This is a genomic window from Halovenus carboxidivorans, from assembly GCF_009831575.1.
GTDB classification, from domain to species: domain Archaea; phylum Halobacteriota; class Halobacteria; order Halobacteriales; family Haloarculaceae; genus Halovenus; species Halovenus carboxidivorans.
In genome coordinates, this window is record NZ_WUUT01000006.1 from 43,587 (window position 1) to 67,126 (window position 23,540).

The 23,540-nt window shown below is 65.7% G+C and carries 22 protein-coding genes and 1 tRNA gene; 10 read left to right on the plus strand and 13 right to left on the minus strand.

The window, feature by feature from the left end; all coding sequences use genetic code 11:
• The first annotated feature begins 139 nt into the window (after positions 1 to 139).
• Positions 140 to 1,435: a glutamate dehydrogenase GdhB gene (gene gdhB / locus GRX03_RS14295; protein WP_159764908.1), complete on the plus strand. Its 1,296-nt coding sequence runs from the start codon at positions 140 to 142 to the stop codon at positions 1,433 to 1,435.
• Positions 1,436 to 1,495: 60 nt separating this feature from the next.
• Here the strand turns inward: gdhB and GRX03_RS14300 are convergent, their stop codons facing one another.
• Positions 1,496 to 2,164 (minus strand): hypothetical protein, encoded by a 669-nt coding sequence (locus tag GRX03_RS14300; protein ID WP_159764909.1) that lies wholly within the window; start codon positions 2,162 to 2,164, stop codon positions 1,496 to 1,498.
• Positions 2,165 to 2,589: 425 nt separating this feature from the next.
• Here GRX03_RS14300 and GRX03_RS14305 point away from each other — a divergent pair, with 425 nt between their 5' ends.
• The 3 genes from GRX03_RS14305 (at position 2,590) to GRX03_RS14315 (ending at position 3,766) form a co-directional block, all read left to right on the plus strand.
• Positions 2,590 to 2,763: a protein translocase SEC61 complex subunit gamma gene (locus tag GRX03_RS14305; RefSeq protein ID WP_159764910.1), complete on the plus strand. Its 174-nt coding sequence runs from the start codon at positions 2,590 to 2,592 to the stop codon at positions 2,761 to 2,763.
• On the plus strand, positions 2,763 to 3,200 hold the full coding sequence (locus GRX03_RS14310; RefSeq protein ID WP_159764911.1) for a transcription elongation factor Spt5: 438 nt from the start codon (positions 2,763 to 2,765) through the stop codon (positions 3,198 to 3,200). The genes GRX03_RS14305 and GRX03_RS14310 overlap by 1 nt, the downstream gene beginning before the upstream one ends.
• 287 nt (positions 3,201 to 3,487) lie before the next feature.
• A complete protein-coding gene (locus GRX03_RS14315; protein WP_159764912.1) occupies positions 3,488 to 3,766 on the plus strand; it encodes a hypothetical protein in 279 nt (92 codons plus the stop codon).
• A 20-nt stretch (positions 3,767 to 3,786) separates the two neighbouring features.
• On the opposite strand, the gene GRX03_RS14320 is transcribed toward GRX03_RS14315, so the two are convergent.
• From GRX03_RS14320 to GRX03_RS14330, 3 genes are all read right to left on the minus strand, one after another.
• Positions 3,787 to 5,301: a methyl-accepting chemotaxis protein gene (locus GRX03_RS14320; protein ID WP_159764913.1), complete on the minus strand. Its 1,515-nt coding sequence runs from the start codon at positions 5,299 to 5,301 to the stop codon at positions 3,787 to 3,789.
• 95 nt (positions 5,302 to 5,396) lie between these two features.
• Positions 5,397 to 5,693: a DUF7565 family protein gene (locus GRX03_RS14325; RefSeq protein ID WP_159764914.1), complete on the minus strand. Its 297-nt coding sequence runs from the start codon at positions 5,691 to 5,693 to the stop codon at positions 5,397 to 5,399.
• 61 nt (positions 5,694 to 5,754) lie between these two features.
• A complete protein-coding gene (locus GRX03_RS14330; protein ID WP_159764915.1) occupies positions 5,755 to 6,255 on the minus strand; it encodes a DUF7858 family protein in 501 nt (166 codons plus the stop codon).
• Positions 6,256 to 6,426: 171 nt separating this feature from the next.
• Here GRX03_RS14330 and GRX03_RS14335 point away from each other — a divergent pair, with 171 nt between their 5' ends.
• Positions 6,427 to 7,302, plus strand: a complete 876-nt coding sequence (locus GRX03_RS14335; protein ID WP_159764916.1) for a transcription initiation factor IIB — start codon at positions 6,427 to 6,429, stop codon at positions 7,300 to 7,302.
• A 6-nt stretch (positions 7,303 to 7,308) separates the two neighbouring features.
• Here the strand turns inward: GRX03_RS14335 and GRX03_RS14340 are convergent, their stop codons facing one another.
• The 3 genes from GRX03_RS14340 to GRX03_RS14350 all read right to left on the minus strand — a co-directional run bounded on the left by GRX03_RS14340 (position 7,309) and on the right by GRX03_RS14350 (position 9,815).
• Positions 7,309 to 9,003 carry an acyl-CoA carboxylase subunit beta gene (locus GRX03_RS14340; RefSeq protein ID WP_159764917.1) on the minus strand — a complete coding sequence of 565 codons (1,695 nt, stop codon included), beginning with the start codon at positions 9,001 to 9,003 and terminating at the stop codon, positions 7,309 to 7,311.
• A 171-nt stretch (positions 9,004 to 9,174) separates the two neighbouring features.
• A complete protein-coding gene (locus GRX03_RS14345) occupies positions 9,175 to 9,543 on the minus strand; it encodes an Hsp20/alpha crystallin family protein (protein ID WP_159764918.1) in 369 nt (122 codons plus the stop codon).
• 199 nt (positions 9,544 to 9,742) lie between these two features.
• Positions 9,743 to 9,815, minus strand: a tRNA-Asn gene (locus GRX03_RS14350).
• Positions 9,816 to 9,907: 92 nt separating this feature from the next.
• Between GRX03_RS14350 and cca the strand changes: the two genes are divergently transcribed.
• Positions 9,908 to 11,266, plus strand: coding sequence for a CCA tRNA nucleotidyltransferase (gene cca / locus GRX03_RS14355; protein WP_159764919.1), 1,359 nt, complete (start codon positions 9,908 to 9,910; stop codon positions 11,264 to 11,266).
• A gap of 2 nt (positions 11,267 to 11,268) precedes the next feature.
• Here the strand turns inward: cca and GRX03_RS14360 are convergent, their stop codons facing one another.
• Positions 11,269 to 12,000 carry an Sjogren's syndrome/scleroderma autoantigen 1 family protein gene (locus GRX03_RS14360; protein WP_159764920.1) on the minus strand — a complete coding sequence of 244 codons (732 nt, stop codon included), beginning with the start codon at positions 11,998 to 12,000 and terminating at the stop codon, positions 11,269 to 11,271.
• A gap of 89 nt (positions 12,001 to 12,089) precedes the next feature.
• On the opposite strand from GRX03_RS14360, the gene GRX03_RS14365 reads away from it, so the two are divergent.
• Positions 12,090 to 14,252: an acetyl-CoA hydrolase/transferase C-terminal domain-containing protein gene (locus tag GRX03_RS14365; RefSeq protein WP_159764921.1), complete on the plus strand. Its 2,163-nt coding sequence runs from the start codon at positions 12,090 to 12,092 to the stop codon at positions 14,250 to 14,252.
• Positions 14,253 to 14,333: 81 nt separating this feature from the next.
• Here GRX03_RS14365 and GRX03_RS14370 read toward each other — a convergent pair whose 3' ends face one another.
• Entirely contained in the window at positions 14,334 to 15,503 is a 1,170-nt protein-coding gene (locus GRX03_RS14370; protein WP_159764922.1) for an alpha-hydroxy-acid oxidizing protein, read from the minus strand.
• A 205-nt stretch (positions 15,504 to 15,708) separates the two neighbouring features.
• Here GRX03_RS14370 and leuS point away from each other — a divergent pair, with 205 nt between their 5' ends.
• From leuS to GRX03_RS14385, 3 genes are all read left to right on the plus strand, one after another.
• A complete protein-coding gene (gene leuS, locus GRX03_RS14375; RefSeq protein ID WP_159764923.1) occupies positions 15,709 to 18,345 on the plus strand; it encodes a leucine--tRNA ligase in 2,637 nt (878 codons plus the stop codon).
• Positions 18,346 to 18,421: 76 nt separating this feature from the next.
• Positions 18,422 to 18,730 (plus strand): 30S ribosomal protein S24e, encoded by a 309-nt coding sequence (locus GRX03_RS14380; protein ID WP_159764924.1) that lies wholly within the window; start codon positions 18,422 to 18,424, stop codon positions 18,728 to 18,730.
• Between the two features lies 1 nt (position 18,731).
• Positions 18,732 to 18,866, plus strand: coding sequence for a 30S ribosomal protein S27ae (locus GRX03_RS14385; RefSeq protein ID WP_159764925.1), 135 nt, complete (start codon positions 18,732 to 18,734; stop codon positions 18,864 to 18,866).
• Positions 18,867 to 18,872: 6 nt separating this feature from the next.
• On the opposite strand, the gene GRX03_RS14390 is transcribed toward GRX03_RS14385, so the two are convergent.
• Genes GRX03_RS14390 through GRX03_RS14405 form a run of 4 tightly spaced genes read right to left on the minus strand, consistent with a single transcriptional unit; the run spans position 18,873 to position 23,496 of the window.
• Positions 18,873 to 20,057 carry an ABC transporter permease gene (locus GRX03_RS14390; protein ID WP_201289252.1) on the minus strand — a complete coding sequence of 395 codons (1,185 nt, stop codon included), beginning with the start codon at positions 20,055 to 20,057 and terminating at the stop codon, positions 18,873 to 18,875.
• Entirely contained in the window at positions 20,041 to 20,751 is a 711-nt protein-coding gene (locus tag GRX03_RS14395; RefSeq protein ID WP_159764926.1) for an ABC transporter ATP-binding protein, read from the minus strand. Before GRX03_RS14395 ends, GRX03_RS14390 begins: the two co-directional genes overlap by 17 nt.
• Positions 20,748 to 22,595 (minus strand): hypothetical protein, encoded by a 1,848-nt coding sequence (locus GRX03_RS14400; RefSeq protein WP_159764927.1) that lies wholly within the window; start codon positions 22,593 to 22,595, stop codon positions 20,748 to 20,750. The genes GRX03_RS14395 and GRX03_RS14400 overlap by 4 nt, the downstream gene beginning before the upstream one ends.
• Positions 22,596 to 22,632: 37 nt before the next feature.
• Positions 22,633 to 23,496 (minus strand): TIGR01548 family HAD-type hydrolase, encoded by an 864-nt coding sequence (locus tag GRX03_RS14405; RefSeq protein ID WP_159764928.1) that lies wholly within the window; start codon positions 23,494 to 23,496, stop codon positions 22,633 to 22,635.
• Between the last annotated feature and the right edge of the window lie 44 nt (positions 23,497 to 23,540).

Here is a 23,540-nt window from a genome sequence, read left to right on the forward strand (position 1 = left end):
TACGTCCAACCAATGAGTGATCCCACCTGTGCCGCTGAGACACCGACGCCGCTTCCCGACGGGTCGACCCGGTGTCGCGCGACCGACGCCGGAATCACTTCCGTGCAAACCGCCACTGGCGACGTTCGCCGGAGGACTCATGAGTTCTGATACGCACTCCGGGGGGAGCGAGGGCTCGGGCTCGTCGGCCGAGGCGGAGTCGGCCGTCGAGACAGCCCGCCGCCAACTCGCTCACGCCGCCGACCAGCTCGATATCGACCCGAACGTCGTCGAGCGGCTCAGACACCCCAAAAAGGTTCAGGAGGTCACGGTTCCGGTCGAACGCGACGACGGCACCGTCGAGGTGTTCACCGGCTATCGGGCACAGCACGACAGCGTCCGCGGTCCGCACAAGGGCGGGCTCCGGTTCCACCCCGAGGTGACCCGCGACGAGTGTGTCGGGCTCGGGATGTGGATGACCTGGAAGTGCGCCGTGATGGATCTGCCATTCGGCGGCGCGAAAGGCGGTATCGCGGTCGATCCGAAATCTCTCAGCACAGACGAGAAGGAGCGGCTCACCCGCCGTCTCGCCGAGGAGATCCGCGACATTATCGGCCCGACGCAGGACATCCCGGCCCCCGATATGGGGACGGACCCACAGACGATGGCGTGGTTGATGGACGCCTACTCGATGCAGGAGGGCGAGACGATCCCGGGGGTCGTCACCGGGAAGCCGCCGGTCATCGGCGGCAGCAAGGGCCGCGAGGAGGCCCCGGGCCGCAGCGTCGCCATCGTCACCCGCGAACTGCTGGAGTACTACGACCGCGACATCGAGGAGACGACCGTCGCGATCCAGGGGTTCGGCAGCGTCGCCGCCAACGCCGCCCGCCTGCTGGACGACTGGGGCGGAACCGTCGTCGCCGTCAGCGACGTTACCGGCGGCGTCTACGATCCGGACGGGCTCGACCCACACGCGATTCCCTCCCACGACGAAGAGCCGGAAGCGGTAACCCGCCAAGGGGTCGGCGAGCGAGTCAGCAACGACGAACTGCTCGAACTCGACGTGGACGTGTTGATCCCCGCCGCCGTCGGCAACGTCCTCACCGCCGACAACGCCGACGACATCGCGGCGTCGTTCGTCGTCGAAGGGGCGAACGGGCCGACGACCAGCAAGGCCGACGAGATATTCGCACAGCGGGAGATTCCGGTTATCCCGGACATCCTGGCTAACGCCGGCGGTGTCACCGTCTCGTACTTCGAGTGGCTGCAGGACATCAACCGCCGGGCGTGGTCGCTCGAACGCGTCAACGACGAACTCGAAACGGAGATGGTCGACGCCTGGACGGACGTTCGCTCGGAGTACGAACGCCGGGACGTGACCTGGCGGGACGCGGCCTACGTCGTCGCGCTCTCGCGGATTGCCGACGCTCACGAGGCCCGCGGACTCTGGCCCTGACTCCGGTCACGACGCTCCGGCGCACCGACTGCAAAAAAGCCCGATCCCCGACCCGCTCGTCTACGCAGGCTCGGGCTGGAAGATGTCGGGTTCGGGACTGCCCCCGACGTTGATGATGCCGAGTAGCCCTTTTCTGGCGACGCGGGTCAGCGCGTGGTCGACCAGTTTGATCGGACCGGGCACCGGCGTGTCGATCTCCGCGATGGCGACACTCCCCGGCACCACGGGCGCGGTCTCAATGTAGTGGTCGGGGTCGGACGCAACTGCGCCGTCGCGGTAGAACGTCTCCCAGACGTTGCCGATGGCGTGCCAGGAGCTGGTGAGGTTGGGCCCGCCGTTGGCGTGGAAGATCCGCACTCCCCGTTCCTCAGTAATCGGTCGGAAGAATCCCTCCTCCCAGATGTGGATATAACTGTATTCACTCTCTAAAAACGGATTTGTGGGTCCGTCGTATGTGATCCCTCCGTTGGCGTGGATAGCTCGCTCGAGAATACAGGCTCGGCTCCAGTCATCGTCGCCAAAACACCCCACATCGGAATCGAGAGGGATCGGATGGGCTGCGTGCGAGTAGGTTCCGTTTTCCGAGAACGAAACCTCGGTGGCCTCGTATCGATACCTGTCCGGATCTCCGATATCGAGCGTGCCAACGACGGCCGGGTTGAGGAGCAAGAGAAACCCGACGACGATTGCGACCTCACCGCGAAACTGGCTGACGAGGGACCAATCCATGTTTGATCCTCTCTTCTTAAGGAAATAAAAACAGTTTCGCTGGAAAATGTCTTGTGCCCATCACGAATGGCACTCCGAACGCTTTCCGGAACCTGTGCGGACGCTATGGCTCGGTATGCGGGGTACTGGGCAGTTGCGAGCCAGCACCCGCGCGAGCCAAGAGAGACGCGAGCGAAGCGAGCGTCTCAACAGGCGAACGGCGGAGCCGTGAGCCAAGCGAGCGCGGTTCACAGGAAGACGCTCCGCGTCTTCCAAGCCCTCAGTCGTTCGCGGTGCTCGCTCCTGAGGACACCGGAACTGAGCGAAGCGAAGTTCCGGGACTTTTTCATCGACGTTTTTCAAGGAGTGGTTCGCCGAAGGCGAACCCGACGCAGAAAAAGGTCGTGTCGAAGGAGTCAAATAGATCCGGAAAGCTAGTGACGGATATGAACACGCCGACAGATCTGAGTTCGTACACGCGAGTGCTGAAACTCGCAAGTACGCCCTCCCGCGAGGAGTTCTGGCAGGTCGCGAAGATCGCCGGCGCGGGGATCGCGCTGGTCGGTCTCATCGGGTTCCTGATCTTCGTCTTCATGAGTTTCGTCCCGGGTGGTCCGTGATGGGCATCTACGCCGTCAAGACGACCGCCAGCCAGGAGCAGACCGTCGCCGACATGATCATCAACCGCGAGGAGCCGTCGATCCACGCCGCCCTGGCGCCGGACTCGGTCACCTCCTACGTGATGGTCGAGGCCGACGACAACTCCGTGTTCGACCGGATTCTCGACGAGATTCCCCACGCTAACGGGGTCGTCCAGGGCCAGACCTCGATGGCGGAGGTCGAACACTTCCTCTCGCCGACGCCGGACGTCGAGGGGATCGCCGAGGGCGACATCGTCGAACTCATCGCCGGCCCGTTCAAAGGCGAGAAGGCGCAGGTCCAGCGCATCGACGAGGGCAAAGACCAGGTGACCGTCGAGCTGTACGAGGCGACGGTCCCGATCCCCGTGACGGTCCGCGGCGACCAAATCCGCGTGCTCGACTCCGAAGAGCGGTAATTCAGCGCCGGACAGCACTCCGACCGAGCGGTCTTTTCATGGTACCCAGCGCACCCGAACGGAAGCGATGACAGCGTGACTGTACGAGGTGGGGGCTCCCGATTTTGACGATCCGTATCTCGAACAGCGACAGTCTGGAACCAGCGTTTCGGGGATTGCCGTCGACCTCTCTACACGCGTTTTGACCCCCTCACACGAGAGTACCTAACTCGTTAGTATTGCTGGTGCAGAAAACTCCTAACAGGGTAGGTATAGCCGATAGCTTAGTGGGGTGCATTGTATCGTGTATGACCGAAACACACCACGCAGATCACGAAAGCGACGACAGCTACACAGCGTTCGAGCAGGCGGTCACGCGTCTGCAGGAGTCGATGCACGGTCTGAGCGACGACATGACGGGACTCGAACGAGCGACGAAGAAACTCGAATCCTCGACGCGGGATCTCAGCGAGAAACAGCGGAATATCTCGGAGCAGATGGCCCGAACCGCCGACGAGATCCGTAGCGCAAACCGGTCGAGTGCCCGAATCAACACGTCACCGACAGCCGCTCCGGCGGACGACTAATTCGCTGGCGTCGTCTTTAGTTACCGTTCCAGGTCGTCGACGCGCCGGTCGGTACTAAGCCGACGGACGGTGTCGTGGATCTCGTCGGCCCGTTCGGCCTGGTCGCGGCTGATATCCGCGACGTGTGCGACCTCGTCGGAGACGTCCTCCGCCCGCTCGACGACCTCGTTGAGCATGCTGGCGATTTCTTCGGTGCTCGTCGCCTGTTCGTCGGTCGCCGCCGAGACCTGCTCGATGCCGCGGGCGGTCTCCTCGACGGCTTCGACGACAGTCGTCAGTTCGTCCGTCGTCGATTCGACCTGTTCGATTCCTTCCTCGACCTGATCGTTCGTCTCCTGGAGGCTCTGGATCGTCTCCTCGGTGTCGGCTTTGATCTGATCGACCATCGCTTCGATCTCGGCGGCCTGCTGCTGTGACTCCTCGGCCAGTGACTTCACCTCGTCGGCGACGACGGCGAACCCCTCGCCGGCCTCGCCCGCCCGGGCGGCCTCGATGGAGGCGTTCAACGCGAGCATGTTCGTCTGCTCGGCGATGTCGTCGATCACGTCGACGATCTTGTCGATCTCCTCCGTCCGGTCTCGGAGTTGCTGTACGTCCTCGGCCACGGTGTCGGCCGACGCGGCGACGTCGTTCATGACCGACTCGGTCGTCTCGGTCGCCTCCTTGATCTGCTCGGTGGCGTCTTCGGCATCCGTCGCCTGCGAGGCGACCTGGTCGCTGGTCGAGGCGATCTCCTCGATCGTGGCCGACAGCGAACTCACCTCGTCGCTGACCTCCGCCAACGCCTCGGACTGCTCGGAAGAGAGCGTCGAGATCCGTTCGCTGCTGTCGGCCACCTCGTCGACGGAGTCGTTGAGACTGCCCGTCTGCTCGGCGACATCGGCGACGATGCCTTTGAGCCGACTCGCCATCTGGTTCAGCGAGTCGACGATCCCGAGCAGTTCGTCGTCGATGTACTCCGTCTCGGTGACGCTCGCCCTGGCGTCGAGGTTTCCGGACTCGATCTCGTTCATCGTCGACTGTAGCTCTTCGACCATCCCTCGCAGTTGCTGCTGCTGGAGCGCGTCTTCGGTCCGGTCGTGAATCATCTCGACGACGCCGACGAGTTCACCGTCCTCGTACATCGGGGCGGCGCTGAACTCGATGTGGCGACTCTCGCCGTTTGCATCCTGCATCACGCTCTGGTCGGCGTACAGCGTGTATTCGACATCGTCGACCCGCGGGACGCCGTACTCCTCGTCCGCCGTCTCCGGCGCTTCGACGACTTTCTCCGCCAGCGTCATCGACCGTCTCCCGTCGTGATAGAAGGCGGGACCGACGTATCCGGTCTCTCTGTCTTTCCGCATCGCTTCTTCCATCGAGTCGCCGGTCAGTCTGGCGCACGCGCGGTTCCAGTGAGTCAGTCGCCCCTCCGCATCGACGATAAAAAGCGGCGTGTCGATGTGGTCGAGAATCGCGTGATAATCCAGCGGCACTTCCGGTCGGTCGGTTCCGTCTGTCCCCCCGTCGACGGTGCTGTCCTGTTCTGTTCCCATCGTCCGGACCAATCGGACGCGAGAGTATAAACTCCGCGTTATATACCAGTCGTTTATTTACATCTGCGACCGTTTCGCGGTTCTTTTGACCGCTCTCAGCGACTTTCGTCGAGACGGTTGACGACTTCTCGGATGTCGGCGGCCTCTTCGATTTCCTCTTTGATCTCCTCGCGGCGACGGACTTCCGCGGCGGAGGCCTCGTACGCGCGGACGTACTCTGCCCGGGAGTGTTCCTCGAATGCGTGTTTGATCGCGAAGTAGCCGTCCGGGACGACGGTTCCGCACACCTTGCACTCGATTCGGTCGTGTTCGGCGGCCTGGTGGGTCATCAGATCTTCGACGCGGTCGAAGGTCGCGGTGTCCCCGTCGATACCACACATCCAGCGGGTCATAGAGCCATCTCCTCGGCCGGCGTACTAAAGCGTTCGCTCCCGAATCTCATTGGTTGAACACTCACAGCAGATCCGTCGCCTGGCTCATCGTCTCCGCGAGCGGTTGTCGCCGGTCGCGATGGCCGGCCAGCACGCCCTCGATTGCAGCGCAGGCGTCCTCTATCGGATCGTGAGTCTCGACGTAGGCCGCGAGTCCGAACTCCGCCTCTCCGAGTTGTGTCAGTTCCAGCGCTTCGGTCCGCGAGAGGTCTCCCGCGATCCAGTCTTGGACGATCTCCTTTCCCATCGGTCCGACCGGCGAGACGGACTCGCCGAGCAGGTGTAGCGTCTTCGCCGCCGTCACTGGAGCGACGCCGGCGGCCCTCCCCGCACCATCGACGGCCTTTCCCTCGCTGTACCGTTCGAGGACTGTCGCCGCCTCCGCCGGCGTACACGGCAGATCATCCGCGAACGGTTCGAGTCGCTCGGTCAGCGTCGCGTCCGTCGTGTCGACCGTCGAAATTCCGCGTTCGTCCTGCTCGTCTGTGACCTCGATTCCATCGGCAATCTCCGACAACCCCATTGGCTGTCTCTCACCTCAGCATCCGTATTAAATTATTGGCCTCATCGCCGGAGGGAACAGCCTTTGCCGGAACCACCTACCGGTTACCGGTCGGTTCGACTTCGCCGTGCAAGCAACTTTTGCCGCTTCGTACTCTCGTTTAAATACTCCCTCGGCGCCAAGTTGCTGGTGATGACAACCACGGTACCCCGGAGTTGTCCCGAATGCGAGGGTCGCCTGCGAGCCGACGATTGCGAGACGATCTGCACCCAGTGCGGGCTGGTCGTCGACGAACACGCCATCGATCCGGGTCCGGAGTGGCGCTCGTTCGACGACGACGATGCCAACCCCGAGCGGACCGGCGCGCCCCTGACCCGCTCTCGACACGACAAGGGACTGTCGACGGAGATCGGTCACTCGAACCGGCTGACCGGGCGCAAGCGCCGCCGGGTCGCGCGGATGCGCCGCCAGCACAAGCGCACCCAGATTCGCAGCAAGGCCGAGCGCAACCGCGTCTACGCGTTCACGGAGATTCGACGGCTTATCAGCCGGCTCGATCTCCCCGAACACGTCCGCGAGCAGTCCTGCGCTCTGTTCGAGTCCGCGCAGAAGGAGAACCTGCTGCAGGGCCGTTCGATCGAGGGGTTCGCCGCCGCGGTCGTCTACGCGACTTGCCGGACGGCCTCTGTCTCGCGGACAGTCACGGAGATCACCGACGCGGCGAAATCGACCCGGGCGGAACTCGACGCCGCCTACGACGCGATGAACCGCGAACTCGGCCTCCCGACGGGGCCGATCGATCCCCGGGAGTTTCTGGCCCGCTTCGCGAGCAAACTCGATCTCCCGCAGGAGATCGAACAGCGCGCCCGCGAGTTCGCGACAGCGCTACGCGAACGTGGTGAGGACACCGGTCGCAACCCCGGCGGGGTCGCCGCTGCCTGCCTGTACACTGCCGCAAAACACGGCGGTCACGACCTCACCCAGCGCGAGGCTGCCGACGTTGCGGACGTAACGCCGGTGACGCTGCGGAACACGTACAAGCGGCTCGAACGCCACGCCTCCGGCTGAGCCGGCTCAGAACAGCACCGTACCGTGATACCGGTCGCGCTCGGTGCGGCGCTTGTCCCGTAGCGTCTCCAGTCGCGCGGCCAACTGCTCGCGCAGATCACCGGCCGGCAGCAGTTCGTCGACCTGCATCTTCGCCGCCTGCGCGCGGATGTCGATGTGGTCGTCGTACTCGGCGCGCATCATCTCCACGAACTCCGCTCGCTCGTCGCCGTCCATCCCCTCTAGTTGCTCGGCAAACAGCGCCTGGATCGCGGCGTCCGGGCCCATCACCGCGATTTCGGCGCTCGGGAGCGCCAGCGTCGCGTCCGGCCCGAACGAGGGGCCGGCCATCGCGTAGATCCCGGCCCCGTAGGCCTTGCGCGTGATGACACAGATCTGCGGGACCTGCGCGTTCGAGGTCGCGTAGATGAACTTCCGCCCCTTCTGGAGCACCCCCTCGCGCTCGACGGCGCTGCCGACCATGAATCCGGGCGTGTCACAGAGGTAGACCAGCGGGATGCCGAAGGCATCACAACTCCAGACGAAGCCAGCCCCCTTCTCGGCGGAGTCGGGGAAGATCGCCCCGCTCCTCGCGGCGGGTTGGTTGGCGACGAACCCCACCGGCCGGCCGTCGATCCGCCCCAGTCCGGTCACGAGTTCCGGCGCGAACTCCGGCTTCAACTCGAAGAACGAACCGGCGTCGACCAGCCGCTCGATCACGCTGTGTACGTCGTATGCCTCGTCGGGGTCCTCGGGAATCTCCGTGTCGAGTCCTTTCGGGTTGACTGTCGGAGTCTCCGGCGACCGGGTCGGTAACTCGGCGTCGTGGCGCTGTGGCAGATAGCCGAGTAGCTCCCGAACCGCCTCGGCGGCGGCCGCTTCGTCTTCGACGACCAGATCCGCACTGCCGGACTCGCGGGCGTGGACCCGCGGCCCACCCAACTCCTGCATCGTCGTCTGTTCGCCGGTGACCGCCTCGACGACCCGGGGGCTGGCGATGGCCATGCCCGCGATTTCCTCGACCATGATGAGATAATCACAAAAGACCGGCGTGTACGCCGAGCCGGCGATATCCGGGCCGTAGAGCACCCCGATCTGTGGCACCTGCCCGGAGTGGATACACTGGTTGTAGAACATCCGTCCACCGCGGTAGCGGTCCATGTGCGTGTCGCCTTTCTCGCGTTCGTCGAGGTTCAACCGCGCCCCGGTCGAATCGATCAGCCGCAGGATCGGCGCCCCCGCCTCGACCGCCCGCTCGGCCAGCCGGATCTCCTTCTCGACGCCCATCTGCCCGAGCGATCCCGCTTTGACGGTGTAATCGTGGGCGGCGAAGAAGACCGTTCGGCCGTCGATCTTCCCGACGCCGGTGATTAGCCCGTCGGCCGGCAACTTCTCGTCGGCGGTGTGTCTGGCGAAGGTGCCGTCCTCGTAGCTGATCTCGTCGAAGATCCGGTCGAGGCGGTCTCGGACGAACAACTTCCCTAACTCCTCGATCTTCTCGTGGCCGCGCTCCGGTCCGCCCGAGAGGATCTCCTCGATCTCGTCCCGTAGCTTCCGCTCGCGGTCGGTGATAACCGGGTCGTCGTACTCGCTGCCGCCAGCGCTGGCGACCGGCGTCCCGTCGACGACGAGATCGACCTCCTGGCCGAGGTGCTCTGCGAGCGCGCTCGCGATCGCGCGTGCGCTCTGTTCGTCCGGCGGTGCGTCGATGCTGATCTTCATCTCCCCCACCTCTGGTGTGCCCCTGGATACACCATATCACGGGCCTCGAACGCGAGTACCAAAATAGTAGCCCGCCGAACGGATCGCTCGACCCCGACTGTCCGGAGGCGTGAGTTAGAACCACCGGCGACTTACGATCCTTCCCAGAAAAAAGGGTTCGGGTGGGTTCGATTAGCTCTCGATCTCGATCTCCCGGCCGGAAACGACGGCCTCCTCGACCGGGAGCCGAACTTCGAGAATGCCGTTCGTGTACTCGGCGGTGATCTCCTCGTCAGCGACGGATTTCGGGAACCGGAACCGACGGTGGTACGTGCGGCGCTCCCCCCGCTGCTGGTCGTCGTGTTCCGCCGCGATGTCCAACACACCGTCGTCCCAAGAGGCGGTGATCTCCTCGGGATCGAATCCCGGCAGCTCGACACTGAGGACGAACTCGTCGTCTTCCTCGTACAGTTCGTAGTCGGTGCTACCGGTTTCGAATAGCTGGCTCGGGAGGTCGAGGCTCTGCATCCAGGAGCTCGGTGCTGTTCGTGGCAGCGCCATTACTGAACACCTCGCTTCAGTAAGAAATTGTTGGCGGTTCTAAATAAATGTTTCGCCGGCCGCGTCGACAGGGGTCCGTTCGGAGCTGTTTTCGGTGTACATTCCGGTTCGCTTCGCTCCGCTCACCGAGTTGATCACGACAGAGACACGCCGTTATCAGACTACGTCTGACGAGCCGAGAAATTCCGAAGGAATTTCACGCCGCCGCCAGGGCTCGAACCTGGGACAACCACGTTAACAGCGTGGTGCTCTACCAGCTGAGCTACGGCGGCTCGCACTCCATGGTAGACGGATCGTTTTGATAGGCGTTTCGCTTCCGTCCCGCACCGACACGCTTTCACGCACCTGTCGGCAACCGACTGGTATGAGCGACGAGTTCGACGCAGTTGTCGACCGCGTCCGCCAGCGGGTCGAACCGGATGACGCCGAGCGCGAGGCACTCGAAGCGACGACGGAGACGTTGATCGCCCGCGCGAACGAGGCCATCGCCGACCTTCCCGTCGAAGCGGAGATGCTGCGCGTCGGCTCGACTGCCCGGGACACCTGGCTGGCCGGCGACCGCGATATCGACCTGTTCGTCCGGTTTCCGGCCGACCTCGACCGCGACGAACTGGAGTCCTACGGGCTGGATGTCGGCCACGCGGCCCTGCCCGACGGCCGCGAGGAGTACGCCGAACACCCCTACGTCGTCGGCGAGTGCGACGGCTTCGAGGTCGATCTCGTCCCGTGTTACGACGTTGCCGACGCGACCGCGATCAAATCCGCCGTCGACCGGACCCCCTTTCACACGGAGTACGTCCGCGACAGACTCACGCCCGAGTTGGCGAGTGACGTTCGCGTCTGCAAGCAGTTTTTCACCGGGATCGGCGTCTACGGCAGCGACCTCCGGACCCGCGGCTTCTCGGGCGTTCTGACCGAACTGCTGGTCATCGAACACGGCGGCTTCCGGCCGCTGATCGAGGCCGCCGCCGAGTGGCACCCGCCGGTCGAGTTCGACCCCGAGGGCCACGCCGAGGAGACGTTCGACGATCCGCTCGTGGTGATCGACCCGACCGATCCCGAGCGCAACGTCGCCGCCGTCTGCTCGGCCGACAACGTCGCTCGGCTCCAGCACTTCGCCCGTGAACTGCTCGCCGAGCCCCGGGACTCGCTGTTCACCGAGCACCGGCCGGAGCCGCTGGACAGCGACGCGATCACGGCGGAGTTCGACCGCCGCGGGACGACACCCATCGCAATCAGGTTTCCCGCGCCCGACATCGTCGACGACCAGCTCTGGCCACAGCTCGAACGCTCCCGGAAGGGCATCCGGGAGGAACTCGACCGCCTCGGTTTCGACGTGTTCCGGACCGACGCCTTCGCCGGATCGGAGGCTGTCCTGCTGTTCGAGTTGAGCGTCGCCGAGCGGCCGGCGGTCGAGCGACACGAGGGGCCGCCGGTTCACGTCCGCGAACACGCCGACCGCTTCTACGACGCCTACGCCGAAGGGAACGCGTACGGTCCCTTCATCGACGGCGACCGCTACGTCGTCGAGCGCGAGCGGTCGTTCAGTTCCGCCGTCGACTTTCTCGACAGCGACGCGCTGTTCGACGTTGCGCTCGGCGCACACGTCGAATCCGCGCTCGAATCCGGCTACGAACTGCTCGTCGGTGACGACATCGGCGTCCTCGCAGAACAGTTCGGAACGGAACTCGCCCGGTATCTCGACCCGACTCCGCGGGGCTGAACTTACTGTCGCAGCGCGGCCAGCGCCTCGGCGGCCTCACGCGCGGCGGCGAGGTGTTCCTGTGCCCTGCTCGGGTCGTCGGTCGCCGCGGCCTGCCGGCTGAACCGGGTGAGCGTCCGGACGAGCGATTCCCGGGCCGCCGCCACGCTCGCCTCGGACGGCTCTGCTGTCCCGGGACTCGGTGAGCCAGCGGCCTGCCCGCTCGCGGCCGACCGTGACGGCTGTCGATTCGGCTGCCGACCGTTCGACTGGCTCGGTCGCTGCTGGTCGGGCGTCGGCTGTGAACCCGACTGCTGGGGGGTCTGCTGGCGAGGTGGGCTCTGCTCGCGGCTGTCCTGCTCGGTCTCCGTGCTGATCCGGCGCGGGTCCGCACGCTCGTCGTCGCCTGCGGGCTGGTCGGCCTGTTCCGCGGTCTCCTCCTCGGTCGCCTGCTCGCCGTCACCGAAGGCGACGCGGGCGTCGTCGTCCGGCGTCGTCACCTGGATCCCGTCGCCCTCGTCGTCTTCGGACTCGTCCTGTCCCCTGTCGACCGGTTTCTCACACGTCGGACAGAACTCCTGGCCCTCGTACCGGAAGATCGGATCGCCACACTCCGAGCAGTGCGCGTTCGTCATCGTCGCGCCCTGCAACAGCAGTTCGCTCATCTGTTCGGTCGCCTGGCGCTTCTGTTTGTCACGCTCGTATTTCTCCCGGAGTTTCTCGCGTTCGGCTTCCTTGTCGAAATCCTCGCTCATATGCGAATGCACGCGACGACGCCGAAAATGTGTTGTGACGTGTCTCCGGGCCGTGCCGTTGATATGGGTGGCATCTGAAGGTAGCTCCCATGGCCGCTGTCACGTACGACGATCCAAGTACGATTGTCGACGCTATCCTCGACGAACTCGGCACCGAGATCGTCGTCGGGACGCCGCTCGGCATCGGGAAACCGAACCGCATTCTCAACGAACTCGTCGAGCGCGCCCTGGCCGACCCGGACATCGACCTCTCGATCTGGACCGCGCTCACGCTCTCGAAACCCGAGCCCGGAAGCGAACTCGAACGCCGGCTGCTCGAACCGATCTCCGAACGGCTGTTCGAGGGGTATCAGAACCTCCGGTACGCCGAACTGCTCGACGAAGAAGCCCTCCCGGAGAACATCGACGTTCACCAGTTCTACTTTCCGCCCGGCCGACACATGGACAATCCGACCGCTCAACAGGCCCACCACAGCGTCAACTTCACCCACGCCCTCCGGGCGTTTCGCGAGGCCGAGCCGAACCTCCTGCTCCAACTGATCGGCGTCGGCGAACGCGACGGCGAGCGGATGTACAACCTCGGCTCGAACACCGACCTCTCGCTGGATCTCATCGAGTCGATGCGGGCGGCCCGCGAGTCCGGTCGGGAGACGATGATCGCCGGCGAACTCACCCGTGAGATGCCGTTTATGTACGGCGACGCGCCGGTCCCGACGGACACCTTCGACGCCGTCCTCGACAGCGAGGTCGAGACGGCGCTGTTCGGCCCGCCGAACGAGGCGGTCTCCTACGCGGATCAGGCGATCGGACTCCGCGTCAGCACGCTGCTCAGAGACGGCGGAACCCTCCAGATCGGAATCGGCGCGCTCGGTGACGCCGTCGGCTGGGCGACTCAACTCCGGCACACCCGAACCGACACCTACCGCGAGATCATCGCGGCGCTGGGGACGACCGAGGCCGAGTCGAATCTAATCGACCGACTCGGCGGTCTCGGTCCCTTCGAGGAGGGGCTGTACGGCGCGACAGAGATGTTCGTCCAGGCGTTTCTCGAACTTTTCGAGGCGGGGGTCCTCTCCAGGGAAGTCTACGACGACCTGACGATCCAGCGACTCGTCGACGAGGGCGTCTTCGACGACGGGATTACCATCGAAGCACTGGATCGGCTGCTCAGCGAGGGGGCGATTTCGGCGGAACTCGACGCCGGTGCCGTCGAGCAGTTGAAACAGTGGGGGGTCTTCGCGGAGGAGGTCTCCTACGAGGAGGGACAGCTCCGGATCGGTGGCGAGGCGATCCCGGCGAATCTCGGCTCGCCACAGGCCAGAGCGGCCATCAGCGACCACGCGCTCGGGGAGTCACTGTCGGGCGGTCGAGTCCTCCACGGCGGGTTCTTCATGGGCTCGCCGCAGTTCTACGAGCAACTCCGGGCACTCGACCCCGAGCGCCGCCGGAAACTCGCGATGACCAGCGTCCAGTTCACCAACGCGCTGTACGGTCCGCAGGAACTCAAACGCCGCCAGCGCCGCCACGCCCGCTTCGTCAACACCGGCATGAAAGCGACGGCAACCGGCGGAATCGCCTCCGACGGGACGGCCGACGGCCGTGTCGTCAGCGGCGTCGGCGGCCAGTTCAACTTCGTCAACCAGGCCCACGAGCTCGATGGCGGGCGGTCGATCATCATGATTCGCGCGGTCCGCCCCGCCGACGGTAGGCCGGAGTCGAACATCGTCTGGAACTACGGCCACATCACCATTCCCCGCCATCTCCGGGACATCGTCGTCACGGAGTACGGAATCGCCGACCTCCGCGGCAAGTCAGACGCGGAGGTGATCGCCGAGATGATCGGTGTTGCCGACTCCCGGTTTCAGGACGACCTCATCAGCCAGGCCAAGGCGGCCGGAAAGCTCCCGGCGGCGTGGGAACTCCCCGACCACGCCCGCCACAACTACCCCGGGACGGTCGAGTCGACGCTCGAACCGTACCGCGAACAGGGGGTTCTCCCGCGGTATCCCTACGGCTCCGATCTCACCGCGGAGGAGCGCACACTCGCGCAGGCGCTTCAGGGACTGCAGGCGAGACTGGACGACGAGGGGTTGCCGGACCTCTCGCTCGCAGGACTGGGCAGGGCGCTGTTCGCGCCGAGCGGCGCCGAACCGTATCTCGAACGGATGGATCTCGCGTCCCCGTCGACGCCGATGGAGTTCGTTTACAAGCGACTCGTCGTACTCGCGCTCGCTGAAGAAGGACGAATTTGACCCGAAACCGGGGTTTTGCCGTTCCGTGGCGGAGTTCTGACCCTTACCCTAGCCGCAGTATCACGGGGGTTGAAACCAGATCTACAGCTCGCGCTCGTGGGTAACGGCGCTGCGGTCGATATCGGAGACGCTGTCCCGACCGGCAAGTCCCATCGTCAGGTCGAAATCCGCGAGGATGTTTTCGAGCACGTGTTCGACGCCGTCCTGTCCGCCGACGGCCAGCCCGTAGATGAACGGTCGGCCGAGCAGCCCGACGTCGGCACCGACCGCAAGCGCCCGGAAGAGGTCCGAACCGCGGCGGAGGCCGGAGTCGAAGGTGATCGTCGTCTCGTCGCCGACGCGGTCGGCAATCGCCGGCAGCGCCTCGATGGCGGTGATCGAGCCGTCGACCTGTCGGCCGCCGTGGGTGGAGACGCCAATCCCCTCTGCGCCGGCGTCGACAGCCCTCACGGCGTCTTCCGGATGGAGCACGCCCTTGATGTGGACCGGCAGATCGGTGTTCTCGAAGACGAACGAGAGGTCGTCCCAGGTCAGCGAGGAGTCACCGAAGATATCGAGGAAGTGCTGGACCGCGGCCTCGGTGTCCTCCTCGGGCGGGTTCTCCAGTTGCGAGCGGAACTCGGGGTCGCTGAAGTAGTTGGCGACGCCGTCGCCGTTGAGAAACGGGTAGTAGCCCCGTTCGATCAGCCGTTCGCGCCAGCCGAGAATCGGCGCGTCGACGGTCAGCACGATGCCGTCGTAGCCGGCGTCCTCGGCGCGGTTGAGGAACGACCGCGCGATGTCCTCGTCGGAGGACCAGTAGAACTGGAAGTACTTCGGCGTGTCACCGAGTTCCTCCGCAACGTCCTCCATCGGCGTCGAGGACAGCGAGGAGAGGACGAACGGCACGTCCATCTCTCGGGCGGCCCGGGCCGTCGCCAGTTCGCCCTCCTCGTGAGCGAGATTCTGGATGCCCAGCGGCGTGATCGCGAGCGGGAACTCGATCTCCTGTCCCATGAACTCCGTCGAGAGGTCCCGTTCCTCGACGCCCTGTAGCATCCGGGGGATGATCCGCCAGTCGGAGAAATCCTGTTCGCGCCGGAAGGTCGTCTCCGATCCGGCCCCGCCGTGGATGTACGCCTTGGCTTCTTCGCTCATCTCCTCGTGGGCTCGCTCGCGCAGATCCTCGTAGCTCACCGGGAGATCCGGCGTCTCGTCTTCGAGCATTCCCTTTCGGTAGATTCTGTTCAGCACTTGGTCTCCAAATCGCATATCTCCGCCTTGCACTGGACGAGGAAAATCCTGCCGTTCGCCGCCCGCACTGACAGATTGCCGACGGGTTCGGGACTCGAAGCCGGTGGTCACGTCAGCGGCCGGAATCACCGGCCAACGACGGCGGTTCGGCGTCGTTCTCGGGTGGGAACCGCCAACACAGCCTCGAAAGTTAGTTCAATGCCGCCGCCGATAGCCAGCATATATGGCTGACAGCGAGCGTGGATACGACCCGAGCGCGATCGAAACCCGTTGGCAGCGGGCCTGGGAGGACGAAGACGTGTTCCGGACGCCGGACGACGCCGAGGACGTCTCGTATGTCTTGGGGATGTTTCCCTACACCTCCGGCAGTCTCCACATGGGCCACGTCCGTAACTACACTATCACCGACGCCTTCGCCCGGTACAAGCGCATGCAGGGCGAGGATGTCCTCCACCCGATGGGGTGGGACTCCTTCGGTCTGCCGGCGGAAAACGCCGCCGAGGAACGCGATACGAATCCGCGCGAGTGGACGCTGTCCTGCATCGAGACGATGCGTGAGCAGATGGACGCGATGGGATTCGGCTACGACTGGGACCGCGAGGTGGTGACCTGCGACCCGGAGTACTACCGCTGGAATCAGTGGCTGTTCAAGCAGTTCCACGAAGAGGGCCTGGTCGAACGCAAGGCCTCCGAGGTCAACTGGTGTCCCTCCTGTGAGACGGTGCTGGCCGACGAACAGGTCGAGGGCGACGAGGAACTCTGCTGGCGCTGTGACACGCCCGTGACCCAGCGCAACCTCGATCAGTGGTTTTTCACGATCACCGACTACGCCGACGAACTGGTCGACGCGCTCGATGACCTGGAGGGGTGGCCGGACAGCGTCCGCGCGATGCAGCGCGACTGGATCGGCCGCCAGCACGGCGCTGTCGTCCCCTTCGAGGTCGAGGGTTACGGCGAGGTCGAAATCTTCACGACCCGGCTGGACACGATCCACGGCGCGACCTTCTTCGCGCTCGCCCCCGACAGCGACATCGCCCGGGACATCGCCGAGGAGGACGAGGCGGTCGCGCACTTCATCGACGAGGAGGCCGACCCCGACGGCGACGAACCGAACGGCGTCGCGACCGGCCTCACCGCCACCAACCCCGCGACCGGCGAGGAGATTCCGGTCTTCGTCGCGGACTTCGTGCTCTCCGACGTGGGAACCGGCGCGCTGATGGCCGTCCCGGCCCACGACGAGCGCGACCACGCCTTCGCCACGAAGAAAGACGTGCCCATCGAGCCGGTGGTCAAACCCGAAGACGGCGAGGTACCCGACGTTCAGGAGGAGGCGTACACCGAGGACGGCGTCCTGATCAACTCCGGCGAGTACGACGGCCTGGACAGCGCAGAAGCCCGCTCGCGACTGGAGGAAGACCTGCCCGGTGCCCGCCACGACACCCAGTACCAACTGCGGGACTGGGGCGTCTCTCGGCAGCGCTACTGGGGGACGCCGATCCCGGTCATCCACTGCGAGGAGTGTGGCCCGGTGCTGGTTCCCGACGAGGACCTGCCGGTCGAACTGCCGGAGTTCGTCCAGACGACCGGCAACCCCCTCGAAGAGGTCGAGGAGTTCGTCGAGGCGGAGTGTCCCGACTGCGGCCGCCCCGCCCGCCGGGAGACCGACACGATGGACACCTTCGTCGACTCCTCGTGGTACTTCCTGCGGTACATCTCTCCGGACTTCGAGGACGCCCCCTTCGACACCGAACGGGCGAACGACTGGATGCCGGTCGATCAGTACGTCGGCGGGATCGAACACGCCGTCATGCACCTGCTGTACTCCCGGTTCGTGACCAAGGCCGTCGCCGACATGGATCTGCTCGACCACCGCGAGCCGTTCGAACGCCTGGTGACCCAGGGGATGGTCCTGCTGGAGGGCGAGAAGATGTCCAAATCGAAGGGCAACGTCGTCTCCCCGCAGAACATCGTCGAGGAGTACGGCGCCGACACGGCGCGGCTGTTCATCATGCAGGCCGCCCGGCCCGAGCGGGAGTTCAACTGGACCGACGAGGGGGTCAAATCCAGCCACCAGTTCCTCGACCACCTCTACGACGCCGTCGAGACCTTCGTCGCGGACCCGCCGACTGGTGACGGCGGGGCGGTCACCGAGTACGTCGACCGCGAGGTCGACTATCTCGCCGCGGTCGCCGAGCAGAGCTACGAGGAGATGACCTTCACCGCGGCGCTGCGGGAGGCCCAGGAGATCCTCTCGCTTCTGGACCGGTACGGACGGTACACCGACCCCGACCCCGGGACGGTCCGGCGGGCGCTGGAGACGGTCGTCAAGGTGCTCGCCCCCGTCGCCCCGCACGTCACCGAGGAACTGTGGCGCGAACTCGGCCACGACGACTTCGTGGTCGAGGCGGAGTGGCCGGCCTTCGAGGGTGACCTGGAGACGCTCGAACGCGAGCGCACCCTCATCGAGGAGACCCGCGAGGACGTCCGTCAGATCGTCGAGGTGGCCGACATCGGTGACCCGGCCGAGGTCGTCATCGCGGTCGCGCCCGAGTGGAAACACGAGGCCCACGAACTCGCCCGGGAGTTCGACGGCGACAACCTCGTCGGCGAGATCATGGGTCGCGAGCAGTTCCGCGAGTACGACGGCGCGCCCGACTACGCCAAGGATCTCCAGGCCGAACGGCAGTCGCTGAAAGAACAACTGCCGCCCGAGCAGGAGGCCGACGTGCTCTCGCGGGCGCGCTGGCTGATCGCCGAGGAGTTCGACGCCGACGTGACGGTCCTGCGCGGTGAGGAGGCCAACGGCGAGTTGACGGGGAAGGCCGAACCCGGTCGTCCGGCGATCCGAATCGAGGAGTAACCGACCGTCGCGGCCGGATTCTGTTCGCGGCTTCGAAATCCTTTTACGCGGTTCGGCGGGAGTATATGGCAAGACTATGGATCTCGATATCATCGAGGAGGACGAGAATCCGATGTTGCACAGGACCGACGTGACCTTCGAGCTAACTCACGAGGAGGCGACCCCCTCGCGGCTCTCGGTGCGTGACTCGCTGGCGGCCAAACTGAACAAAGACGCCGACGAAGTCGTCATCCGCAACCTCGATACGAAGTTCGGGATGCGCAAGACCGTCGGGACCGCGAAGGTCTACGACTCCCCGGAACACGCACACGACGTGGAACAGGACCACATGCTCGAACGCAACAAGATCGGCACCGACGACGAGGCGGAAGCCGAGGAGGCATAAGATGGCCCGCTACGAACTCTACAACGAGGACGGATCGACCGACCGCGAGCAGTGCACCCGTTGCGGAGACTCCTTCCTCGCCGACCACGGCGACCGACTCCACTGCGGGAAGTGCGGCTACACCGAGTGGAAGTAACTGCTTCTACCCGCGGAGCGCCTCGACCGGTCGCTCGCCCGCCGCTTTCCAGGCCGGATACGCCCCGCTGATCAGTGCCACGGCGATTCCGAAGACGAACCCGCCGACGAGATAGCCGCCGTTGCGCGGGACCACGACCACGTCCAGCCCGATCGGCGTCACCGCCCACAGCGCCAGCGCGGCCAGCCCGGACAACACCGCCCCGAAAAAGCCGCCGATTGCACCGAGCAGCGTCGCCTCCGCCAGCAACAGCCTGAGCACGCTCTCCCGGTGAATCCCGACCGCCCGCATCAGTCCGATCTCGCCGCGGCGCTCGGCGGTCGACATCAGCATGAGGTTGAGGATGCTCACGCCGGCAACGAGTAAGGAGACGCTGCCCAGCGCGATCAAAAAGCGGTTGAGCAGCGTGAAGAACTCGGCGATCGTATCGAGTAGCTCCGACAGCTCGAAGATGTCGACCCGATCGGTCCTGACGTTCAGCCGCCGGTCGATGTCGTCGGCGACCGCGGTCGCGTCCTCCGGTGAGTCGGCGACGACGACGGCCTGGTCGTAGCCGCCGGTGAACTCCCGCTCCGCGAGGACGATGGCGTTGTTCGGCTGGATCGGCGTGATGTCCTGGCTGGGTTCGAGGAAGCCGACGACCCGATACTGCTGGCCGCCGACCTCGACGGTGCTGCCGATCTGTAGATCCAGCGCGCTCGCGACGCTGGGGCCGACGAACGCGCCGCCGCGGTGCTGTGCCGGCAGCGACCGGTCCCGGCCCTCGAACAGCGCCGCCGGGTTGTCGATTCCGTAGATCTGTGCCGGGGACTGCTGGCTCCCGGCCGACGCGAGCGCGTTCTCGGCGTAGACCGGCACCGCCGTCCCCCGGCCGACTGCCGCCCGTTCGACGCTTTGGATCTGTCTGGGTGTCAGCGCCTCGGCCTGGCGCTCCTCGGCCGGCGAGACGATCACCTGGTTGCCGATCCCGCCCAGCTCCTGGCTCGCCGATAGCTGGAGGACGGTGCCGAAAATCCCGAGCACCACGATGACGAACACGCCGATCGCGATGCCGAGGGCGGCGAGCACCGACCGCAGTCGGTTGCGCCGGAGATTCCGCCAGGCGAGCGCCAGCGCGGGGAGCCGCCACAGCCCGCCGGACATCCCCCCGTCGGCGCTGCTCCCGGGGGCTGGCTCAGGTGGCGAACCCATCGTCACCCTCCCCGAGTCGGCCGTCGACGAGGCGCACGGTGCGGTCGGCGTACTCGGTCACGAGTTCGTCGTGGGTTACGGCGACGACGGCGACGCCGCGCTCGCAGATCCGTCGCACCTCCTCCAAGATCGTGACGCCGGTCTCGCGGTCGAGATTGCCGGTCGGCTCGTCCGCCAACAGGATCTCGGGCCGGTTGATCAGCGCCCGGGCGATGGCCACCCGCTGTTTCTGGCCGCCGGAGAGTTCGTCCGGGGTGTGATCCAGCCGGTCGCCCAGCCCGACCCGGCCGAGCAGATCCACCGCGCGGTCCGCGTACTGTCCGTCGGTAAAGGCCGTCGGCAGCGTCACGTTCTCGACGGCGGTCAGCGTCGGCAACAGGTGGAAGTCCTGGAAGACGAACCCGATGTACTCCCGGCGGGCGTCGGTCAACTCCGTCTCGGAGAGGTCGGTCACGTCCCGTCCGCCGAGGCGAACGACCCCCTCCGTCGGCCCGTCGAGCAACCCGAGCAGATTCAACATCGTGCTCTTGCCGCTGCCGCTGGGGCCGACGATTGCGAGAAACTCTCCGCCGTACACCGGAAGGTCGACGTCTGCGAGCGCCGTCACGGTCTCCGCGCCGACGTACTGTTTGGTTACCGACTCCAGCCTGATCGCCGGTTCGACGGTCGCAGTTGTGTGGTCGGTGTTGTTCATGCTCGGCGTGTGAGGACGACGATGAGGATCAGTATACTCACCAGCGCGGCCACTACCCCGCCGACCAGTAGCGCGGGCGGGTCGCCGCTCGACTCGTCTGTCACGCGGCCCTCCAGCGGCAGGGTGACCTGCTCGGTCCGACGGTCCCCGTCGACGAGATACGTCACCGTCAGCGGGATCGATGTCGCGTTCTCCTCGACTGCGGCGGTCAACTCGAACGGTGCGAAGGCGTTCTCGTCGATCTCACCGACGAAGAAGTCCCTGTTCGGGTAGACCGGTTCGACCCCGTTGCCGGAGTCGACGGCGACGACGACTCCCGAGACGGGACTGCCGCCGGGATTGCCGATGTCGCCGGTGATCTGGACTCTCCCGTCACCGGGTTCGATGTTGACGCCGGTGACGCTGACGGCCCCGCGGCTTCCTGCCGGGTCGAAGGCGGCGGTCGCCGTCGACCTGTTCGTCCCGACGTCGTAGCTGGTCTCGAAGACGAGTTCCGTCGGGGGCGTCCGCGCGAGCGAGACCGACACCGAAGTCTCGGCCCCGGGCGCGAGTTCGTCGGTCACCGGGCGAGCGCCGAGCGATCGGTTGCCAGCCCGCGGGTGGAGAACGACGTTCCGTATCGGAGCGTTGCCGAGGTTGCTGACGACGACCTCGACGCCGCCCGGTTCGTCCGTCTGTTCCTGCTGTTGGGTGTTCGCATCGAGAATCCCCCCGACGCCGCTACCGAGATTCTGGTTCTGCTGGTCCTGCTGGCTCCCCTGTGTCTCGACGCGGACTGAGACGTCCTCCTCCAGCGGCGCGACGGAGAGCACCGCCGACCGTTCCGCCCTCGCCGCCGTCCCGGCGGCGGTCGTGTACGAGAGATTCGTGCGGAGCAGTGCTTCGCCGGCGGTTTCGGGACGAACCGTGAACTCGACGTTCGCCTGTGCCCCGGCGGCGAGTGTCGGGATCACCCGGCGGTCGACAATCTCCTCCAGCCCGGCGCTTTCGATCGTAGCGACGATGTTCCGGAGCGGTCCCTCCGTCGGGTTCGAGACCGTCATCGACAGCGTCGAGGTCGTCGCCTCGGTGGCCGACCGGTTGTTGAGTTCGACCGCCGGCGCGCCCGACTCGACGGCGAAGCGGACCGGACGCGTGACGACGACCGGTTCGTCGTCGGCGTTCGTTCCGACCAACCGGGCGGTGAGCCGCTTCTCTCCCGGCCGCTGGAAGGTCGTCGTCAGCGGAACGGTGATCGACCCGCCGGGCGAGAGCGCTCCGAGTTCGGTCGCGCTCGCGAGGGTCTCGGCCCCCGCCCGCAGTTCGACCGCGTCGATCTCGACGGGCTGGGTACTCCCAGTCGAGCTTCCGACGGTGATCGGTACCGTGACCGGTGCGCCCGCGGTCGGCGTCGCGGGTTCGACCGCCACGTCGTCGACGGTGAGCCGCACCGCCGGGACGGGCGAGACGGTGACCGTCTCCGTCCGGGTGACCGTCACCCGCTCGCCCTGATCGTCGATCCCGACGAAGGTGAACTCCACCGTGTACGTGCCCGGTTCGTCGAACGTCGCCGTGAACGGGACGCTCACGTCGTCACCGGGCGAGAGCGTCCCGATGTTCGATTTCGCCCCGATCTCGGTGCCGTTGACCGTCGCGTTGACACGCGTGATCTCGACGGGCTCGTCGCTGCCGACCGAACTGGCCACCGTCGGCGTGATCGTCACCGGCTCGGAGACGGTCGGCTCTCCGGGAGAGACGGTCACGTCGGAGACGGTCAACCGCGCGTTCGGTACTGCGCCGCCGGTTCCGGCGAGAACGAGAAAGACGGCGAGAGCGGCTGTCGCGGCAAACGCACGCCAATCCATACCCCACAGAGGGGACGGCGACCGTTAGATGTGACGGTCACCCCAGCAGTGCCGGGAGTTCGGTCACCGAGTCGAGCACTTCGTCCGCGCCCGCCCGCTCGAACTTCTCGCGGCCCGTCTCGCCGCTCAACCCGCCGGTCAGCACACCGATCCCGTAGTAGGTCCGGTCGTCTGCCCCCTCGGCGTTTCTCGCCGTTCGCACGTCGTCGAGCGTGTCTCCGGCGAAGGCGACGCTGTCGACGCCGAACCGTTCCGCGAGCGTGATCAGCGCTTCCGGGTCCGGCTTTCCGCCCTCCCAGTCGTCCATGGTCATCACGTGTTCGTCTGGAAGCTCCAGCCCGACCCGTTCCAGCGCAATCTCCGCCTCCGCGGCGGGTCTGCCGGTCAACACACCGACCTCGTATCTGTCGGTCAGCGTCGACAGCGTCGCGGAGTCGACCAACACCGGTTCGTCGTGGATGAACCCCTCCTCGCCGCCGGCCGGCTCTCCGCCTTCGAGTTCGCGGTAGAGTTCGTCTCCGAGATACAGTTGCTGGAACACCTCCCGGTGACGCTCCGGATCCCAGGTCGCGAGGACCAGTTCCCGCTCCGCAGGGGGCAACGATTCCCCGATTGCCGCCTGCGCGGCCGAGAGCCCACCGCCGGTGCCGGCGATAGTGTCGATGTACTGTTCCATCGTCAGTTCCGCGCCCTCCTCTCTGGCGAGTACGAACAGCCCGATGGCGTCGGTCAGTTCCCAGTCGTTGTTGAATCCACCGGCGTCTTTGAACCGCTGGATCGTCTCTCGATCGATCTTCGTGTCGTATATCTCCGCGATTGTTTCGATGACCGCACGACGGTACGAATTGTCGACATCAACGAGGACGCCGTCGATGTCCAGGACGACTGCCCCGACGTTCATTACCCACCCAGATGGGTTCCTGCCTCAAGGGGATTGCGGGACGC

Excerpts from the sequence above, each read along its gene's own strand:
- gdhB (WP_159764908.1), top strand. The coding sequence starts at position 140 with ATGAGTTCTGATACGCACTCCGGGGGGAGCGAGGGCTCGGGCTCGTCG.
- GRX03_RS14300 (WP_159764909.1), bottom strand. The coding sequence starts at position 2,164 with ATGGATTGGTCCCTCGTCAGCCAGTTTCGCGGTGAGGTCGCAATCGTC.
- GRX03_RS14305 (WP_159764910.1), top strand. The coding sequence starts at position 2,590 with ATGAACACGCCGACAGATCTGAGTTCGTACACGCGAGTGCTGAAACTC.
- GRX03_RS14310 (WP_159764911.1), top strand. The coding sequence starts at position 2,763 with ATGGGCATCTACGCCGTCAAGACGACCGCCAGCCAGGAGCAGACCGTC.
- GRX03_RS14315 (WP_159764912.1), top strand. The coding sequence starts at position 3,488 with ATGACCGAAACACACCACGCAGATCACGAAAGCGACGACAGCTACACA.
- GRX03_RS14320 (WP_159764913.1), bottom strand. The coding sequence starts at position 5,301 with ATGGGAACAGAACAGGACAGCACCGTCGACGGGGGGACAGACGGAACC.
- GRX03_RS14325 (WP_159764914.1), bottom strand. The coding sequence starts at position 5,693 with ATGACCCGCTGGATGTGTGGTATCGACGGGGACACCGCGACCTTCGAC.
- GRX03_RS14330 (WP_159764915.1), bottom strand. The coding sequence starts at position 6,255 with ATGGGGTTGTCGGAGATTGCCGATGGAATCGAGGTCACAGACGAGCAG.
- GRX03_RS14335 (WP_159764916.1), top strand. The coding sequence starts at position 6,427 with ATGACAACCACGGTACCCCGGAGTTGTCCCGAATGCGAGGGTCGCCTG.
- GRX03_RS14340 (WP_159764917.1), bottom strand. The coding sequence starts at position 9,003 with ATGAAGATCAGCATCGACGCACCGCCGGACGAACAGAGCGCACGCGCG.
- GRX03_RS14345 (WP_159764918.1), bottom strand. The coding sequence starts at position 9,543 with ATGGCGCTGCCACGAACAGCACCGAGCTCCTGGATGCAGAGCCTCGAC.
- cca (WP_159764919.1), top strand. The coding sequence starts at position 9,908 with ATGAGCGACGAGTTCGACGCAGTTGTCGACCGCGTCCGCCAGCGGGTC.
- GRX03_RS14360 (WP_159764920.1), bottom strand. The coding sequence starts at position 12,000 with ATGAGCGAGGATTTCGACAAGGAAGCCGAACGCGAGAAACTCCGGGAG.
- GRX03_RS14365 (WP_159764921.1), top strand. The coding sequence starts at position 12,090 with ATGGCCGCTGTCACGTACGACGATCCAAGTACGATTGTCGACGCTATC.
- GRX03_RS14370 (WP_159764922.1), bottom strand. The coding sequence starts at position 15,503 with ATGCGATTTGGAGACCAAGTGCTGAACAGAATCTACCGAAAGGGAATG.
- leuS (WP_159764923.1), top strand. The coding sequence starts at position 15,709 with ATGGCTGACAGCGAGCGTGGATACGACCCGAGCGCGATCGAAACCCGT.
- GRX03_RS14380 (WP_159764924.1), top strand. The coding sequence starts at position 18,422 with ATGGATCTCGATATCATCGAGGAGGACGAGAATCCGATGTTGCACAGG.
- GRX03_RS14385 (WP_159764925.1), top strand. The coding sequence starts at position 18,732 with ATGGCCCGCTACGAACTCTACAACGAGGACGGATCGACCGACCGCGAG.
- GRX03_RS14390 (WP_201289252.1), bottom strand. The coding sequence starts at position 20,057 with ATGGGTTCGCCACCTGAGCCAGCCCCCGGGAGCAGCGCCGACGGGGGG.
- GRX03_RS14395 (WP_159764926.1), bottom strand. The coding sequence starts at position 20,751 with ATGAACAACACCGACCACACAACTGCGACCGTCGAACCGGCGATCAGG.
- GRX03_RS14400 (WP_159764927.1), bottom strand. The coding sequence starts at position 22,595 with ATGGATTGGCGTGCGTTTGCCGCGACAGCCGCTCTCGCCGTCTTTCTC.
- GRX03_RS14405 (WP_159764928.1), bottom strand. The coding sequence starts at position 23,496 with ATGAACGTCGGGGCAGTCGTCCTGGACATCGACGGCGTCCTCGTTGAT.